The sequence below is a fragment of the Bradyrhizobium sp. SZCCHNRI3052 genome (assembly GCF_032484895.1).
Taxonomy (GTDB): domain Bacteria; phylum Pseudomonadota; class Alphaproteobacteria; order Rhizobiales; family Xanthobacteraceae; genus Bradyrhizobium.
In genome coordinates this window covers 146,776-160,742 of sequence record NZ_JAUETW010000006.1, presented here as the reverse complement: position 1 = coordinate 160,742, position 13,967 = coordinate 146,776, and the positions used below count along the sequence as shown (strand labels likewise).

Here is a 13,967-nt window from a genome sequence, read left to right as displayed (position 1 = left end):
ATTCCAAGGGCAGTGGCGACGCAGCCTGGAGGAGGAGGCGGTCAGGATACGTCTAGGGTTAGCGCGTAGGGCTGGCGCGTTGCCGGTAGCTCAACGATGGGAGATCAGGTCTTCCTGGCTTCAAGAGCGGTGATGCGTTCCTCGACCTCGGTGACACGCACGTCTAAGTCACCGGCGGCCGCGCGCATCATCACCAGCATGCCGGCAGAGTCCCGACGCTGCCTGCGGATCAAGGCTTCCATGCGCTCGTGCTCGGCTCGATTATCCAGCCTGAACTGTCCGACCTCTGTCCGGAGCGCAGCAATGCTCTCCTGGATCTTGATCAGGATCGAATGGTCTGTCGGAGTCTCGACCATGGATGGAACATAACGGAAACATCCATGGCCGACAACGTTCGAGAAATCAGATCTTCAGCACCTCGACGCCCGGCAGCGGCTTGCCTTCCATCCACTCCAGGAAAGCGCCGCCGGCGGTCGAGACATAGGTGAAGTCCGAAGCAACTCCGGCCTGGTTGAGCGCGGCGACGGTATCGCCGCCGCCGGCCACCGAGACCAGCTTCTTGGCCTTGGTGCGCTCGGCCGCGTGCTTGGCGGCGACCATCGTGCCGCGGTCGAACGGGGTCAGCTCGAAGGCGCCGAGCGGACCGTTCCACACCAGCGTCGCGGCGTCGTCGATCGCGGCATGGATGCGGGCGGTCGATTGCGGGCCGACGTCGAGGATCATGCTGTCCGGCGGGATGGCGTCGAGGCCATAGGCGAAGGACGGCGAGTTGGCCGCGAAGTGATAGGAGACGGTGGCATCCACCGGCAGGATGATGGCGCAGTTCGAGGCCTCGGCCTTCTCCATGATCCTGAGCGCGGTGGCGGCGAGATCCTTCTCAGCCAGCGACTTGCCGATCTGCACGCCCTGGGCATGCAGGAAGGTGTTGGCCATGCCGCCGCCGATCACCAGCGCATCGACCTTGGTGACGAGGTTTTCCAGCAGGTCGATCTTGGTGGAGACCTTGGCGCCGCCGACGATCGCGATGACCGGCTTGGCCGGCCGTCCCAGCGCCTTGTCGAGCGCGTCGAGCTCGGCCTGCATGGTGCGGCCGGCATAGGCCGGCAGCTTGTGGCCGAGGCCCTCGGTCGAGGCGTGGGCGCGGTGCGCGGCGGAGAAGGCGTCGTTGACCCAGATGTCACCGAGCTTGGCGAGCTCGGCGACGAACGCCGGATCGTTCTTCTCTTCCTCCTTGTGGAAGCGCGTGTTCTCCAGGCACAGCACGTCGCCGTCCTTCATCGCGGCGATGGCGGTCGCCGCCGGCTCGCCGATGCAATCGTCGGCAAAGGCGACAGGACGCTTGATCACCTGCGAGAGCGCAGTGGCGACCGGCTTCAGCGAGTCCTTGGCATCGCGCCCCTTCGGCCGGCCGAAATGCGCGAGCAGGATGACCTTGCCGCCCTTGGTCGCGATCTCATTGATGGTCGGCGCGACGCGCTCCAGGCGCGTCGCATCGCTGACGTGGCCATTCTCCATGGGCACGTTCAGGTCGACGCGCAGCAGCACGCGTTTGCCTTTGACGTCGACGTCGTCGAGGGTGCGGAATTGTTTCATTGAAGCCACCGTTGAACGAGGGACTATCAGGGCTGATTGTAGCCGTTGGTGTTTTCCGGCGGATCGCCTTCCTGCTTCGTCGTCACCCGCATGCCTTGGCGGAAACCATAGGCAATCAGGCCGATCAGCAGCAGCGCGCCGGGGATTCCAAGCCAGTTGGGAAGGGTCATCGCGCTTCCTCAGCCGTCGTTCCGGGGCGGTCCGCAGGACCGCACCCGGATCTCGAGATTCCGGGGGCCTCTCTGCAAGGCGCCCCGGAATGACTGGGCGAGAGTTAGAGCAGCTTGCCCATCGCGACGGCGGTGTCGGCCATGCGGTTGGAGAAGCCCCACTCGTTGTCGTACCAGGACATCACGCGCACGAGGTTGCCGTTCATGACCTTGGTCTGGTCCATGTGGAACGTCGAGGAGTGCGGATCGTGGTTGAAGTCGATCGAGACGTTCGGCGCGGTGGTGTAGCCGAGCACGCCCTTGAGCTCCTGCTCGGCGGCGCGCTTCATCGCCTCGTTGATCTCCTTCGGGTCGGTGTTGCGCTTGGCGACGATCTTGAGATCCACCACCGAGACGTTCGGCGTCGGCACGCGGATCGCGACGCCGTCGAGCTTGCCCTTCAGCTCGGGCAGCACCAGGCCGATCGCCTTGGCCGCGCCGGTCGAGGTCGGGATCATCGACATCGCCGCCGCGCGGCCGCGATAGAGATCCTTGTGCATGGTGTCGAGCGTCGGCTGGTCGCCGGTGTAGGCGTGGATCGTGGTCATGAAGCCGGTCTCGATGCCGACCGTGTCGTTCAGCACCTTGGCGATCGGCGCCAGGCAGTTGGTGGTGCAGGAGCCGTTGGAGACGACGAGGTGATCCTTGGTCAGCGTCGTGTGATTGACGCCGTAGACGATGGTGGCGTCGGCGCCGTCGGCCGGGGCCGAGACCAGCACGCGCTTGGCGCCGGCGGTCAGATGCGCGGAGGCCTTGTCCTTGGAGGTGAAGATGCCGGTGCATTCCAGCGCGATGTCGACGCCAAGGTCCTTCCAGGGCAGCTTCGACGGATCACGCTCGGCGGTGACCTTGATCTTGCCGTTGCCGATATCGATCGTGTCGCCGTCGACGGTCACGGTATGGGGGAAGCGGCCGTGCACGCTGTCGAAGCGCAGCAGGTGGGCGTTGGTCTCGACCGGGCCGAGATCGTTGATGCCGACCACCACGATGTCCTTGCGACCCGATTCCGCGATGGCGCGCAGAACGTTGCGGCCGATGCGGCCAAACCCGTTGATCCCGACCCGGACTGCCATTTTCGTCTCCTTCAATGACGTTTCTCGTCCCTCGCAGCCGGCCCCTGGCAAGGGCTCTACGAGGGTTTGGACCTGTTGACGCCCGGTTCTGCCGGGCGCGAGCGGACGATATGGCCCTTACGTAGTCCTTTTTTTGCGCTCGCTCAACCGTCGCGAATCATGTTCGCGCGGCGCTCCTGATTTGGTGAACCGCCGCGCAGGATCGAGCGGGCTTTACGCCAGCCGCTGTACGGCCGCCGCGACAGCCGCCTCGGCGGTGATGCCGAAATGCTTGTAGAGCTCCTTGGCCGGGCCGCTCTCGCCGAACGAATGCATGCCGATGAAGATGCCGTCCTGGCCGATCACCGCATCCCAGCCCCAGCGCACCGCGGCCTCGATGGCGATCTTGACCGGAGCATTGCCGATGATCTTGGCCCTGGCTTCGGCCGGCTGCTCGAGCAGCAGCTCCAGCGACGGCACCGAGACGACGCGGGCTGGGATGCCACGCTCGGCGAGCTGCTTCTGCGCCGCCACGGCGATCTCGACCTCGGAGCCGGTCGCGAACAGCGACACCTTGGCCTCGCCCTGCGCGGCGACGAGCTCGTAGCCGCCCCGGCTGCAGGGGTTGTCCGCCGGCGCATTGGTGCGCAGCTGCGGCAGGTTCTGCCGCGTCAGCGCCAGCACGGTCGGGCCGTTGGTGCGGTTCAGCGCCAGCTCCCAGCATTCGGCGGTCTCGACCGCGTCGCACGGCCGGAACACGCGCATGTTCGGGATCGCGCGCAGCGCCGCCAGATGCTCGACCGGCTGGTGCGTCGGGCCGTCCTCGCCGAGGCCGATCGAATCATGCGTCAGCACATAGACGACGCCCGCGCCCATCAGCGCCGACAGGCGCATAGCACCGCGCGCGTAGTCCGAGAACACCAGGAAGGTGGCGCCGTTCGGCGCGAAGCCGCCATGCAGGAAGATGCCGTTCATGCAGGCGGCCATGCCGTGCTCGCGGATGCCGTAATGGATGAAGCGGCCCTTCGGCGTCTTGGCCGAGAACGAGACGGCCGACTTCGCCTTGTTGTTGTTGGAGCCGGTGAGGTCGGCGGAGCCGGCCACGAACTCGAACGGCATGGCGGCTGCGATCACCTCGATCGCGGCCTCCGACGATTTGCGGGTGGCGACGTTGAGCGGGGTCTCCAGCAGCGCCTTCTTGTGGTCCTTCAGCGCCTTCGCCAGCGCGGCGGGCCGCTCGTGGTGCAGCCGCCGTTCGAACTCGGCGCGCTTGCGCGGGCCCATCTCGCCGAGCCGGGTCTCCCACTCCGCCCGTGCGGTTGCGCCGCGGCGGCCGGCCTCGCGCCAGGCGGCGAGCACGTCGTCGGGCACGGAGAACGGCTCCTGCGAAATGCCGAGCTTCTCCTTGGCGCCCTTCAATTCCTCCGCGCCGAGCGCCTCGCCATGCACCTTGGAGGTGCCGGCCTTGGTCGGCGCGCCGTAGCCGATGGTGGTCTTGCAGGCGATCAGCGACGGCTTCGACGACTTCTGCGCCCGCGCGATCGCGGCCGCAATCGCCTCGGGATCATGGCCGTCGATCAGCTCGGCGGCCCAGCCGCACGCCTTGAAGCGCTTCACCTGGTCGACCGAGTCGGCGATCGACAGCGGGCCGTCGATCGAGATGCCGTTGTCGTCCCACAGCACGATCAGCTTGTTGAGCTTCCAGTGCCCGGCCATCGCGATCGCTTCCTGGGAGATGCCCTCCATCAGGTCGCCGTCCGAGGCCAGCACATAGGTGTGGTGGTCGACGATCTTCTTGCCGTATTCGGCAGCTAGCATCTTCTCGGCCAGCGCCATGCCGACCGCGGTGGAGATGCCCTGGCCGAGCGGCCCGGTGGTGGTCTCGATGCCCTTGGTGCGGAAATTCTCCGGATGGCCGGGGGTGAGCGAACCGACCTGGCGGAAGCGCTTGATCTGGTCGAGCGTCATCTCCTCGTTGCCGGTCAGATACAGCAGCGCATAGAGCAGCATCGAGCCGTGGCCGGCCGACAGCACGAAGCGGTCGCGATCCGGCCAGGCGGGCGCTGCGGCATCGTATTTCAGCACGCGGGTGAACAGCACGGTGGCGACGTCCGCCGCGCCCATCGGCAGGCCGGGATGGCCCGATTTGGCCTTCTCGACGGCGTCCATTGCGAGCCCGCGGATGGCGTTGGCCATGCGGGAATGATCGACCTGCGTCATGCTGGAATCCGTCCAAACGTGAAATGCTGATGACAGGAGCGCCGCCGGTATTGCTGGCGGGCCGGGATTTTGCGGGCTGATTAGCACCTCGGTTCCGGGAATCAAAGGTTCTGCAACGCCGGGAACCTCCCAAAAGTTGCTTAGTAGTGCATAGTTTCGGCCGAGCGTTGCGCTTGGCTCGCCCACCACGTAAGATTTTGCCCGTAACCGCTTGCCGGACAGCGCTTTTGTCGCATCCCGCTTGCTCCGAGGGCCTCGCATCCGTGCCATGAACGATCACCCTGCCAATCTTACCGGCCAGGTGGAACCCGGCGCCGCCGATCTCGAGGCGGCGACGCGGCGACTGATGACGGCCCTCGACGCGCTGGAGAGCGCGGTCGAGCGGCGGCGCGAGGCGGATCGTGACGAGGACGAGCTGGCGACGCGCATCCAGGCGCTCGGCGCCGACCGCTCGCGTCTCGCCGACGAGCTCGACGGCTCCCTGATGAAGACGCGCCGGCTCGAGCGCACCAACCGCGAGATCGCCGAACGCCTGGACACCGCGATCGGCACGATCCGCGCGGTGCTCGCTGGTGGCGACGGGCAGGACGCCGCGCATGATGATGAGGACGAGGAATGAGCCACATCAACGTCACCATCAACGGCCGTCAATATCGCATGGCCTGCGAGGAGGGCCAGGAGCTGCGGCTGCTGAAGCTCGCGGAGAGTCTCGAGACGCGCATCACCAATCTGCGCGGCAAGTTCGGCGAGATCGGCGACGCCCGACTCACCGTGATGGCGGCGCTCACCGTGTGCGATGAGCTGATCGATGCCAATCAGCGCGTCCAGGTGCTGGAGCAGGAGCTCGAAGGCCTGCGCAACGTCCGCAACCAGGCCAGCGACCGCGCCCGTGCCACGCAGGTCGCGGTGGCGAAGGCGCTGAACGCCGCCGCCGAGCGCATCGAGCGCACCACACAGGTGCTGAACCGCACCATCGGCGGTGGTGTGGCGATCGGGTGAGACGATTCAAGCCCTCGCGACAACGTATCATCGTGTTGTGGGTCTCTCCATCAGCGATTGTCTGACCTGCCGCCTCATCCAAGGTGTCGTCCCGGCCTTGAGCCCATTGGGGCGGCTGGTGCCGCCACGCGTTCGCATTCACAGCTGCGCCTCGATTGCGGCCTTGTCGATGACCGACCACACCTCCACGATCTTGCGCTCGCGGAATTCGTAGAACACGTTCTCGGTGAAGGCGACGCGCTGGCCGTCGATGGCGAGCCCGAGAAATTCGCCGGATGGCGTGCAGTCGAAGTACAGCCGGCTCGCGACGCGGGGCGGGTCTGATAGCAGCAGGCCGATGTTGAAACGGAGATCGGGAATGTCGGCGAAGTTTCCGATCAGCATGTCGCGATAGCCGGAGAGTCCGAGCTGCCGGCCGTTGTGAACGACGTGCTCGTGCACGAAATCGCCGAGCTGCGGCCAAGCCTGCGCATTCAGGCACACGATATAGCCGCGATAGTGATTGGCGAGCTCGGGTCCGGTCATGGCGCGGCTGTTTGGACGAACGCGTTGCATCGAACAACACGGGGCCGGCATGGCGGTTCCCAGCCCGTAGCCTCAATGAAGGTCAGCGATATCCGAGACCATCTCGGTGCCCGCGCTTTCCCGGGCGTCGCTTCGCTCATGCGGGCTACATGGCCCTCGCGTCAAAGACCCTCCAACAGCGTCGCGATCGTCTCCAGCGGGTAGGCCGCCGCCAGGCTACCGACGCCCAGGCCGATGACGCCGAGGACAATGGCGCCGATCCAGCCATGATAGTGAAAGCCGACGGCTGCGCCGACGAAGGCTCCGGTCGCAAGCGTACAAATGGCCCAGAGCGTGTGAAGGATGAGTCCGATCGTCCTCAGCATGCGTGATCTCGCGTGTCAGCGGTCTCGCCCGTCTCCCTCCGATTGGTCGCGCGGATACGCCGTTGTGCGGCAGCGAGGCCGATCACGTCATCGCGATGCGATCGTGTTGCGACCGCTTGTCGTTCCTCCCTGTGTCCTCTACTCATTGTCCAGGCGGAGCCATTGAATCCCGTGGCGACAAACGGGATCGTCCGCGCATCAGGGAGTGCCCATGAAGACGCTGCTCAAGGCGGCCGTAGCCACAGCCTTCACCATGATCATCACGCAGCTCGCGGCCGCGCCGCTGCCCGAAGCCAAGCCCGACGAGGTCGGCTTCTCGCCGGCGGGTCTCGCGCGCATGGATGATTTCTTCGCCCGCGAGATCGCCGCCAAGCGCGTGCCCGGCGCGGTCGTGGCGATCGCGCGCGACGGCAAGCTCGTGCATTACAAGGCCTACGGCCAGCTCGATCCGGTCAAGGGCACGCCGATGCCGCTCGACGCGATCTTCGCCCTGGCCTCGATGACCAAGCCGTTGACTGCGGTCGGCGGGCTGATGCTGATGGAGCAGGGGCGGCTGCCGCTGCAGGCCAGGCTCGCCGACTACTATCCGGCATTCGCCGACATGAAGGTCGGCGTCACCCAGGAAAACGGAGCGCTGCTGCTGGTGCCGCAGGCCCGCCCCATCCTGATCCATGATCTCTACCGCCACACCTCGGGCCTGATGTATGGCGGCCGGCCGGACAGCTCGAGCGCGGTGGCGCGGCTCTATCCCGACGGCACCGCGCCTGCGATCGAAGGCGACACCCAGGCGTTCATCGAGCGCATCACCAAGCTGCCGCTGGCGCATCAGCCCGGCACGCAGTTCGAATACGGCTTCTCCATCGACGTGCTCGGCGCCGTGATCGAGAAGGTCAGCGAGCAGCGGCTCGGCGAATATCTGTCGGCCAATCTCTGGAAGCCGCTCGGCATGGCCGATGCGACGTTCGCGCCGACCGACGCACAGCGCCCGCGGCTGGCGCATCCGTTTCCGAACAATCCGCTGACCGGCAAGCCGCAGGCGATCAAGCTGCTGGACACGCCGACCAAGTCGGACTGCGGCGGCGTCTGCTCGTTCGCCACCATCGGCGACTACGTCCGCTTCGGCCAGATGCTGCTCAATGGCGGCGAGCTCGACGGCGCGCGCATCCTGAGTCCGAAGACGGTGCACCACATGACCTCCAACCATCTCGGGCCCGAGATCAAGAACACCGTCGCCAATGTGGAGCCGCATCGCGCCGGCTTCAGCTTCGGGCTCGGCGTCGCCGTGCGCGTCAGCGAGGGCCTGTCGGCGGTGCCCGGCAATCCCGGTGAGTTCAGCTGGAACGGCGCCTATGGCACGCAGTTCTTCTGCGATCCCAGGGAGCGTCTCGTCGTCGTGGTCGGCACGGCGGCGCCCGGGGACTTGCGCAAATATTATCGCGAGCAGGTGCAGGACATCGTCTATGGCGCGATGGTGAAATAGCGCATGCTCACGGTTCATCACCTCGGCAAGTCGCAGTCCGAACGTATCGTCTGGCTCTGCGAGGAGCTGGAAATTCCGTACGAACTGAAATGCTACACGCGCGACGCCCGGACGATGCTGGCGCCGCCCGAGTACAAGGCGCTGCATCCGATCGGCGCGGCGCCCGTGATCACCGATGGCGATCTCGTGCTCGCCGAATCCGGCGCGATCGTCGACTACGTCACCGCGACCTACGGCCAAGACCGCTTGCGGCCTGGGCCTGATGATCCCAGCTTCGCGCCGTTCCTCTACTGGCTTCATTTCGCCAACGGTACGTTGCAGGCGGCGATGGGCCGACTGATGATCCTCAACCGGCTGCATCTGCCCGACGACAATCCGGTTCTCGGCGCCATCAGGGCGAGGCTCGACCGTGCCTTCGCGCTGGTCGAGGCGCGTTGCGGCGAGGCGGATTATCTCGCGGGAAACGCGCTCACCACCGCCGACATCATGACCGTCTTCTCGCTCACCACCATGCGCTACTTCCTGCCCTACGATCTCGGACCCTTCCCCAACATCCGCGCCTATCTCGCCCGCATCGCTGCGCGCCCGGCCTATCAGCGCGCGATGGCCAAGGGGGATCCGGGGATGGCGTTGTTGTTGAGCTGATCGTCGCGGGTCGGAAGATCGCTTTGGCGGCTTGCTCGGTGTACCTCGCCCCGCTTGCGGGGAGAGCTCGGATTGCATCGTGAGATGCAATCCGGGTGAGGGGGGACAGGTCTCACCACGTGCACTCCCCGTGCGTCGGCCCCTTATCCCAACCCTCTCCCCGTGAGAACGGGGAGAGGGAGCAGACTGTCCGAGCCGCCATGTCTCGTCCCACTATTTTTCAGCTTCTCGCAACACGCCAGCGTTAGGGCGAGAATGCAAATGAACTTATGGTCGACAGCCCACCACCTCGCCCGCTGTCATCAGCCCATCGCCTGCTCACTTCTGCCGCTTGCGGCTCCAGTCCAGGAAGGAGCGATACAGCTCCTCCTTCTCCGCCTTCGAGGTCGGCGCCTTGGCCTGCGATTCGAGAAAGGCATCGAAGCGCTCCTGCTGCGAGAGACTGCCGGCCGCGGCGGGCGGCAGGCCGACATTGGCCTCCTTCTTCATCCGCTCCAGCACGGCGTCGACATACGGATAGCGCTGCCAGCCCGGCACCTGGGCCTCGAGATTGAGATCCTTCCAGCCCGGATGGAACGGCGGCTGCTGCAGCCGCGCGAGGTTGGTGAACAGCGTGTCGACGAAGCGGTTGACGCGGTCGGCGCGGTCGCTGCCCGGCTTCCAGTTGTAGACGGCCAGCACCGACGGCACGGCGATGGTTTCCACGGCGGTGTCGGGTGCGACCAGCCCTGGATAGGTGTCGGCCTTGATGCTGGTCGGATAATAGAAGTCCGAGAATTGCTGCGTGTACGGCACCGGCACGAAGTGGAATCCAGGATCCGCCTTCTTGCCGCTGAACAGTTCGCCGGGCTTGGAGGCGACATACACCATCGCGGCGATCTCGCCCTTGTGCAGCTTCTCCAGTGCGACGGGGCCACCGACCGCGACCGGCTCGATGTCGATGCCGAGGCGCCGGAAGATCAGTGGGCCGGTGTGGGCGGCGGCCACGCCCGCCGTGCCCACCGCGACCTTCTGGCCCTTCAGGTCCTGCAGCGACTTGAACTCCTCGCGCGCATAGATGTGCACGTCGGAGATGAAGAAGCGCAGCACGTAGCGGATGCGGTCGTTGATATTGGAAAGGCCGGCCTGCCTGGCATAGAAGTCGAATGCATCGGCATAGGTGATCGCGACGTCGACACCGCGCAGATAGAGCAGGTCGGCGATGTTCGAGGTGGTGCCGCGCGTCACCATCGGGATCAGGCGCATGTTGTCGCCGTCGTCCATGGTCCGCGCCATCTCGCTGGCGAAGCGCACGAAGCCGCCGTCGGGCAGGCCCGCGGCCAGGCCGACGGTCCATTGGTTCATGCGCGTCTTGATGGCGGCTTCGTCCGAGGCGCTCCGTGGCTCGGGGGCGCGGGTCTCGGAGACCCGAGGCTCGACGGCCCGCCGTTCCGACGCGCGCGCAGGCTTGATCGAGAGCGGAGCGGCGGACTGCCCTTGCGCAAGCACCGCGCCGACGGGGGTGAGCAAGGCAGCCGAAAGCGTTGCCAGCGCCAGCAGCGCCGGCCGGGCGAGTACTCTGTGCATGTGACTAGTCCCCGATCGCGTCTGCTCGCCATCCCCCGAGCAGACTGATGACACAGCTCAATCCAAGGTCGTATCTCAATGAGCCCTAAAGCTGGCAGTTTTGGGGCAGAAACTACCTAAGGTTTCAGATAGCTCCAGCCGCTCTCCTGCAGTTCCATCAGCCTCACCGCGCCCGATGGCACCAGGCTCGCTTCGGCGACGATCGCAATCGGATGTCCTTCGCGTTTCTCCATGCCGCGCTTGGTGATGTTGCAGGCGGAGAACTTGATCTTGGCGGGAAAGCTGAGCTCGGCGATCTGCTTGAGCCGGTCCTTCACCGGCGAGGTATCCTCGCGCAGCATGTTCAGCCCGGGTCCATAGGTGACGAGTTCGATCTCGACCTCCTCGCCCTTCTCCTTGAACGTCTCCATGATGTTGGTGGCGTTGTTCAGCGCCAGATTCATGATTGCCGGATCGTTCTGATCGACCTGGATCGAGACGCGATGAATCTTGACGTCGGCGGCGAGGCTCGCAGCAGCCGACGCGATCAGTAGCGCGCAGGCGGCCGTGACGGTTTTGAGATCGAAGCGCATGCCAGGACTCCAATGTACGATACAGGGCATTGGGATGTAGGCATGATCTGCCACAACCTCAGCTCCAAGTCGATGAGCCTGAATCGTGGCAAGACTATGCGCTGCCGACGCGGCGCTGCCGCGGGAGCGCCGTCATCACCACGGCGTCATTGCGAGCGCAGTGGCGAGGCGAAGCAATCCAGGCTGCATCTGCGGAGAGATCCTGAATTGCCTCGGCGCAAGGGCGCGCGAGGCCGGGACGACGGCGGAATGTTGAGCTGGCGGCACGGGAGCAGATGCACGTCGTAAACTGCACGACGGGCAAACCGCGCATGTCGATCATGCGCAGACTGCCCGTCGCGTTACGATGTCGCAGGCCGCATGGCTTGCCGTGTCGGGCAAATCAGGCGGATGCTTCCGCTCGTCCTGCTGCCGCATGAGGGGCGTGTCGCGACCGTCACGAGGCGTTGGCAGTGGGATGCGATGGGCGTGGATTGCCGCAGCGTGAGTTGATCGCGCGGACGAACGGCGATGCACGTACGGTCAAGTCGCGTGGTCCTGACACCCCGATGCTGGTGTCCCGCGCAACGCGCGCAAGCGCGTTGTCGCGCATGGTGGCCAACAAGCCCGGCGCACCAGGGAGATCGCGAAGCAGCCGTTCAAACCGTCGCGCAGGGAAGGCCGGGTGTTTCCGGCTGCACCTGTGGTACCTGCCGCCTGCATTTTTTACGCAGGCGGGCCACGGGCGTCAGCCGACGCCCGGCCTTCCCTGTGCCCTCTGTGTCGAGAGGGCGAGCCAAATGAACAACTCGGACGCCGAGCGCCACGAGGACGCGATGCCATGCCTATTCTGATCTGCTCTGCCGTGTTCGGCCCGGCTCCTACCACCCGACAACTGTCATCGCCCGCGAAAAGCGGGCGATCCGGTACGCCGCGGCCTGTCGGCTCAACCACTGCTGCCTCGGCGTACGGGGGCGCCCGGTCAAGCCGGGCGACGACGCCGAGGTTGGACAACGGCAGCGCGCGTCAATCCGCTTCCACCGCTGGCAAAATCACCCCGCCATGGTTACATTGCGTCAGCGAGGCTGCGACGCGCGTCCGGAACCAACATATCCCCGGGGCCTTATCGATCCTTTAGGGAACTGTCCCTGGCCAGGTCCGTGGACCTGGACATATGGTGCCCACCTACTTTCGTAGGGAACTCCGGGATCGAGCGTTTCAACGGCGATTGCGGCTTCGCGCTTGTCTCTCTCCCTCTGTTCTGTCCCCTTGATTGCCGACCTGCTGCGTTTCTGAGAACGTTGGAGTGCCCGCGTCCGCGAGCTCTTGACGGAGATCCCGCCGCATGCCGATGAAGGCCGTCCAGCACACCAAGCAGCAGCTGCGAGCTGCAGCCCTCGCCGCGCGCGACGCGCTGAGCGACGAGGCGCGCAGCGCCGCCGCGCAGGCCATCGCGGCGCGCGGGCTCCCCTTCGCGCTGGAGCCGGGCCAGGTGGTCTCGGGCTATGCGCCGATTCGCAACGAGCTCGATCCGGTGCCGCTGATGCGCGTGCTGGCGGCGAAGGGTGCGCGGCTGGCACTGCCGGTCATCCTGGCGCGCGGCCATTCGCTCTCCTTCCGGGCGTGGTCGCCGGGTGATCGGCTGACATTGGGCTCGCTCGGTATCCCCGAGCCGTCGCCTGTTGCGGCCGAACTGGTGCCGGACGTGATGCTGGTCCCGCTCGCCGCCTTCGACCGCACCGGCCATCGCATCGGTTACGGTGGCGGCTACTACGACTACACCTTCTCGCACTTGCGTAAATCGCATCACCTCATCGGCGTCGGCCTCGGCTTTGCCGTGCAGGAAACCGAGGCGATCCCGGCCTTGGCCCACGACGCGGCGCTGGATTATGTGCTAACCGAGCGCGAGACCTTGGATTTCCGGAGCAATTGAGTTGCGAATTCTCTTCGTCGGCGACGTCGTCGGCCGGGCCGGCCGCAGCGCCGTCTCGGACCACCTGCCAGGCCTGATCCGCGATTGGGCGCTCGATCTCGTCATCGTCAATGGTGAGAACGCGGCCGGCGGATTCGGCATCACCGAGGCGATCTATCAGGAGCTGGTCGACGCCGGCGCCGACGCGGTCACGCTCGGCAACCACTCCTGGGACCAGCGCGAGGCGCTGGTGTTCATCGAGCGCGCACCGCGCCTGGTGCGCCCTGCGAATTATCCGGCGGGCACGCCCGGCCGTGGCGCGGCGCTGGTCGACGCCAAGAACGGCGCCCGCGCGCTGGTGGTCAACGTGCTCGGGCGCGTGTTCATGACGCCGTTCGACGACCCGTTCGCGGCTGTCGGCCGCGAGCTCGGCGCCTGCCCGCTGCGCGAGGCGGCGGATGCGATCGTGGTCGACGTGCATTGCGAGGCCTCCAGCGAGAAGCAGGGCCTGGGCTATTTCTGCGACGGCCGCGCCAGCCTCGTCGTCGGCACCCATACGCATGTGCCAACGGCCGATCACCAGATCCTGCCCGGCGGCACCGCCTACATGACCGATGCCGGCATGACCGGCGATTACGACTCCATCATCGGCATGCAGAAGGACGAGCCGCTGCGCCGCTTCCAGTCGGGCATCCCGTCGGCGCGCTTCGAGCCGGCCTCCGGCGAGGCGACGTTGAGCGGCGTGGCGGTCGAGACCGACAACGGCACCGGGCTTGCGATCAAGATCGCGCCGGTGCGCATCGGCGGCCGGCTGTCGCCGGCGAAGCCTTCGTTCTGGGGAGGATGAGAG

15 protein-coding genes and 1 other RNA gene are annotated in these 13,967 nt (G+C 66.1%); 7 read left to right on the top strand and 9 right to left on the bottom strand.

The genetic code is table 11. The features are described from left to right. Positions 1 to 104 precede the first annotated feature (104 nt). The 5 genes from QW887_RS18470 to tkt all read right to left on the bottom strand — a co-directional run bounded on the left by QW887_RS18470 (position 105) and on the right by tkt (position 5,074). Complete coding sequence (locus QW887_RS18470) at positions 105 to 356, bottom strand: hypothetical protein (RefSeq protein ID WP_315713908.1); 252 nt, start codon at positions 354 to 356, stop codon at positions 105 to 107. Positions 357 to 402: 46 nt separating this feature from the next. After that, complete coding sequence (locus QW887_RS18465) at positions 403 to 1,593, bottom strand: phosphoglycerate kinase (RefSeq protein ID WP_315713909.1); 1,191 nt, start codon at positions 1,591 to 1,593, stop codon at positions 403 to 405. 26 nt (positions 1,594 to 1,619) lie between these two features. After that, positions 1,620 to 1,763 carry a hypothetical protein gene (locus QW887_RS18460; protein ID WP_315713910.1) on the bottom strand — a complete coding sequence of 48 codons (144 nt, stop codon included), beginning with the start codon at positions 1,761 to 1,763 and terminating at the stop codon, positions 1,620 to 1,622. Between the two features lie 104 nt (positions 1,764 to 1,867). Next, positions 1,868 to 2,875: a type I glyceraldehyde-3-phosphate dehydrogenase gene (gene gap / locus QW887_RS18455; protein ID WP_315826029.1), complete on the bottom strand. Its 1,008-nt coding sequence runs from the start codon at positions 2,873 to 2,875 to the stop codon at positions 1,868 to 1,870. 213 nt (positions 2,876 to 3,088) lie between these two features. Continuing rightward, positions 3,089 to 5,074 carry a transketolase gene (gene tkt, locus QW887_RS18450; protein WP_316194799.1) on the bottom strand — a complete coding sequence of 662 codons (1,986 nt, stop codon included), beginning with the start codon at positions 5,072 to 5,074 and terminating at the stop codon, positions 3,089 to 3,091. Positions 5,075 to 5,342: 268 nt separating this feature from the next. On the opposite strand from tkt, the gene QW887_RS18445 reads away from it, so the two are divergent. After that, positions 5,343 to 5,693 carry a DUF4164 domain-containing protein gene (locus QW887_RS18445; protein WP_315713913.1) on the top strand — a complete coding sequence of 117 codons (351 nt, stop codon included), beginning with the start codon at positions 5,343 to 5,345 and terminating at the stop codon, positions 5,691 to 5,693. After that, positions 5,690 to 6,073: a cell division protein ZapA gene (locus QW887_RS18440; RefSeq protein WP_284423241.1), complete on the top strand. Its 384-nt coding sequence runs from the start codon at positions 5,690 to 5,692 to the stop codon at positions 6,071 to 6,073. Before QW887_RS18445 ends, QW887_RS18440 begins: the two co-directional genes overlap by 4 nt. A gap of 138 nt (positions 6,074 to 6,211) precedes the next feature. Here QW887_RS18440 and QW887_RS18435 read toward each other — a convergent pair whose 3' ends face one another. Continuing rightward, positions 6,212 to 6,598, bottom strand: coding sequence for an ester cyclase (locus QW887_RS18435; RefSeq protein ID WP_315713914.1), 387 nt, complete (start codon positions 6,596 to 6,598; stop codon positions 6,212 to 6,214). 161 nt (positions 6,599 to 6,759) lie between these two features. Beyond that, positions 6,760 to 6,963, bottom strand: coding sequence for a hypothetical protein (locus QW887_RS18430; RefSeq protein ID WP_315713915.1), 204 nt, complete (start codon positions 6,961 to 6,963; stop codon positions 6,760 to 6,762). A gap of 211 nt (positions 6,964 to 7,174) precedes the next feature. Between QW887_RS18430 and QW887_RS18425 the strand changes: the two genes are divergently transcribed. Together QW887_RS18425 and QW887_RS18420 are read left to right on the top strand one after the other, a co-directional pair. Next, positions 7,175 to 8,443: a serine hydrolase domain-containing protein gene (locus tag QW887_RS18425; RefSeq protein WP_315713916.1), complete on the top strand. Its 1,269-nt coding sequence runs from the start codon at positions 7,175 to 7,177 to the stop codon at positions 8,441 to 8,443. Between the two features lie 3 nt (positions 8,444 to 8,446). Next, positions 8,447 to 9,088 (top strand): glutathione S-transferase family protein, encoded by a 642-nt coding sequence (locus tag QW887_RS18420; RefSeq protein WP_315713917.1) that lies wholly within the window; start codon positions 8,447 to 8,449, stop codon positions 9,086 to 9,088. Between the two features lie 318 nt (positions 9,089 to 9,406). On the opposite strand, the gene QW887_RS18415 is transcribed toward QW887_RS18420, so the two are convergent. Then, on the bottom strand, positions 9,407 to 10,654 hold the full coding sequence (locus QW887_RS18415) for a TAXI family TRAP transporter solute-binding subunit (protein ID WP_315713918.1): 1,248 nt from the start codon (positions 10,652 to 10,654) through the stop codon (positions 9,407 to 9,409). Between the two features lie 116 nt (positions 10,655 to 10,770). Further along, entirely contained in the window at positions 10,771 to 11,226 is a 456-nt protein-coding gene (locus tag QW887_RS18410) for a DsrE family protein (protein WP_315713919.1), read from the bottom strand. 1,058 nt (positions 11,227 to 12,284) lie between these two features. On the opposite strand from QW887_RS18410, the gene ssrS reads away from it, so the two are divergent. The 3 genes from ssrS (at position 12,285) to QW887_RS18395 (ending at position 13,964) form a co-directional block, all read left to right on the top strand. After that, positions 12,285 to 12,446, top strand: a non-coding RNA gene (gene ssrS / locus QW887_RS18405) — 6S RNA. 110 nt (positions 12,447 to 12,556) lie between these two features. Beyond that, on the top strand, positions 12,557 to 13,138 hold the full coding sequence (locus tag QW887_RS18400) for a 5-formyltetrahydrofolate cyclo-ligase (RefSeq protein WP_315714372.1): 582 nt from the start codon (positions 12,557 to 12,559) through the stop codon (positions 13,136 to 13,138). A 1-nt stretch (position 13,139) separates the two neighbouring features. Further along, the gene (locus QW887_RS18395; RefSeq protein ID WP_315713920.1) at positions 13,140 to 13,964 is read left to right on the top strand and encodes a TIGR00282 family metallophosphoesterase; all 825 of its coding nucleotides are present in this window, start codon (positions 13,140 to 13,142) and stop codon (positions 13,962 to 13,964) included. Positions 13,965 to 13,967: the final 3 nt, after the last annotated feature.

What these genes read in the sequence shown, in the direction of transcription:
- QW887_RS18400 (WP_315714372.1), top strand. Translation starts at nt 12,557, where the DNA reads ATGAAGGCCGTCCAGCACACCAAGCAGCAGCTGCGAGCTGCAGCCCTC.
- gap (WP_315826029.1), bottom strand. Translation starts at nt 2,875, where the DNA reads ATGGCAGTCCGGGTCGGGATCAACGGGTTTGGCCGCATCGGCCGCAAC.
- tkt (WP_316194799.1), bottom strand. Translation starts at nt 5,074, where the DNA reads ATGACGCAGGTCGATCATTCCCGCATGGCCAACGCCATCCGCGGGCTC.
- QW887_RS18470 (WP_315713908.1), bottom strand. Translation starts at nt 356, where the DNA reads ATGGTCGAGACTCCGACAGACCATTCGATCCTGATCAAGATCCAGGAG.
- QW887_RS18415 (WP_315713918.1), bottom strand. Translation starts at nt 10,654, where the DNA reads ATGCACAGAGTACTCGCCCGGCCGGCGCTGCTGGCGCTGGCAACGCTT.
- QW887_RS18445 (WP_315713913.1), top strand. Translation starts at nt 5,343, where the DNA reads ATGAACGATCACCCTGCCAATCTTACCGGCCAGGTGGAACCCGGCGCC.
- QW887_RS18410 (WP_315713919.1), bottom strand. Translation starts at nt 11,226, where the DNA reads ATGCGCTTCGATCTCAAAACCGTCACGGCCGCCTGCGCGCTACTGATC.
- QW887_RS18425 (WP_315713916.1), top strand. Translation starts at nt 7,175, where the DNA reads ATGAAGACGCTGCTCAAGGCGGCCGTAGCCACAGCCTTCACCATGATC.
- QW887_RS18430 (WP_315713915.1), bottom strand. Translation starts at nt 6,963, where the DNA reads ATGCTGAGGACGATCGGACTCATCCTTCACACGCTCTGGGCCATTTGT.
- QW887_RS18460 (WP_315713910.1), bottom strand. Translation starts at nt 1,763, where the DNA reads ATGACCCTTCCCAACTGGCTTGGAATCCCCGGCGCGCTGCTGCTGATC.
- QW887_RS18465 (WP_315713909.1), bottom strand. Translation starts at nt 1,593, where the DNA reads ATGAAACAATTCCGCACCCTCGACGACGTCGACGTCAAAGGCAAACGC.
- QW887_RS18420 (WP_315713917.1), top strand. Translation starts at nt 8,447, where the DNA reads ATGCTCACGGTTCATCACCTCGGCAAGTCGCAGTCCGAACGTATCGTC.
- QW887_RS18435 (WP_315713914.1), bottom strand. Translation starts at nt 6,598, where the DNA reads ATGACCGGACCCGAGCTCGCCAATCACTATCGCGGCTATATCGTGTGC.
- QW887_RS18440 (WP_284423241.1), top strand. Translation starts at nt 5,690, where the DNA reads ATGAGCCACATCAACGTCACCATCAACGGCCGTCAATATCGCATGGCC.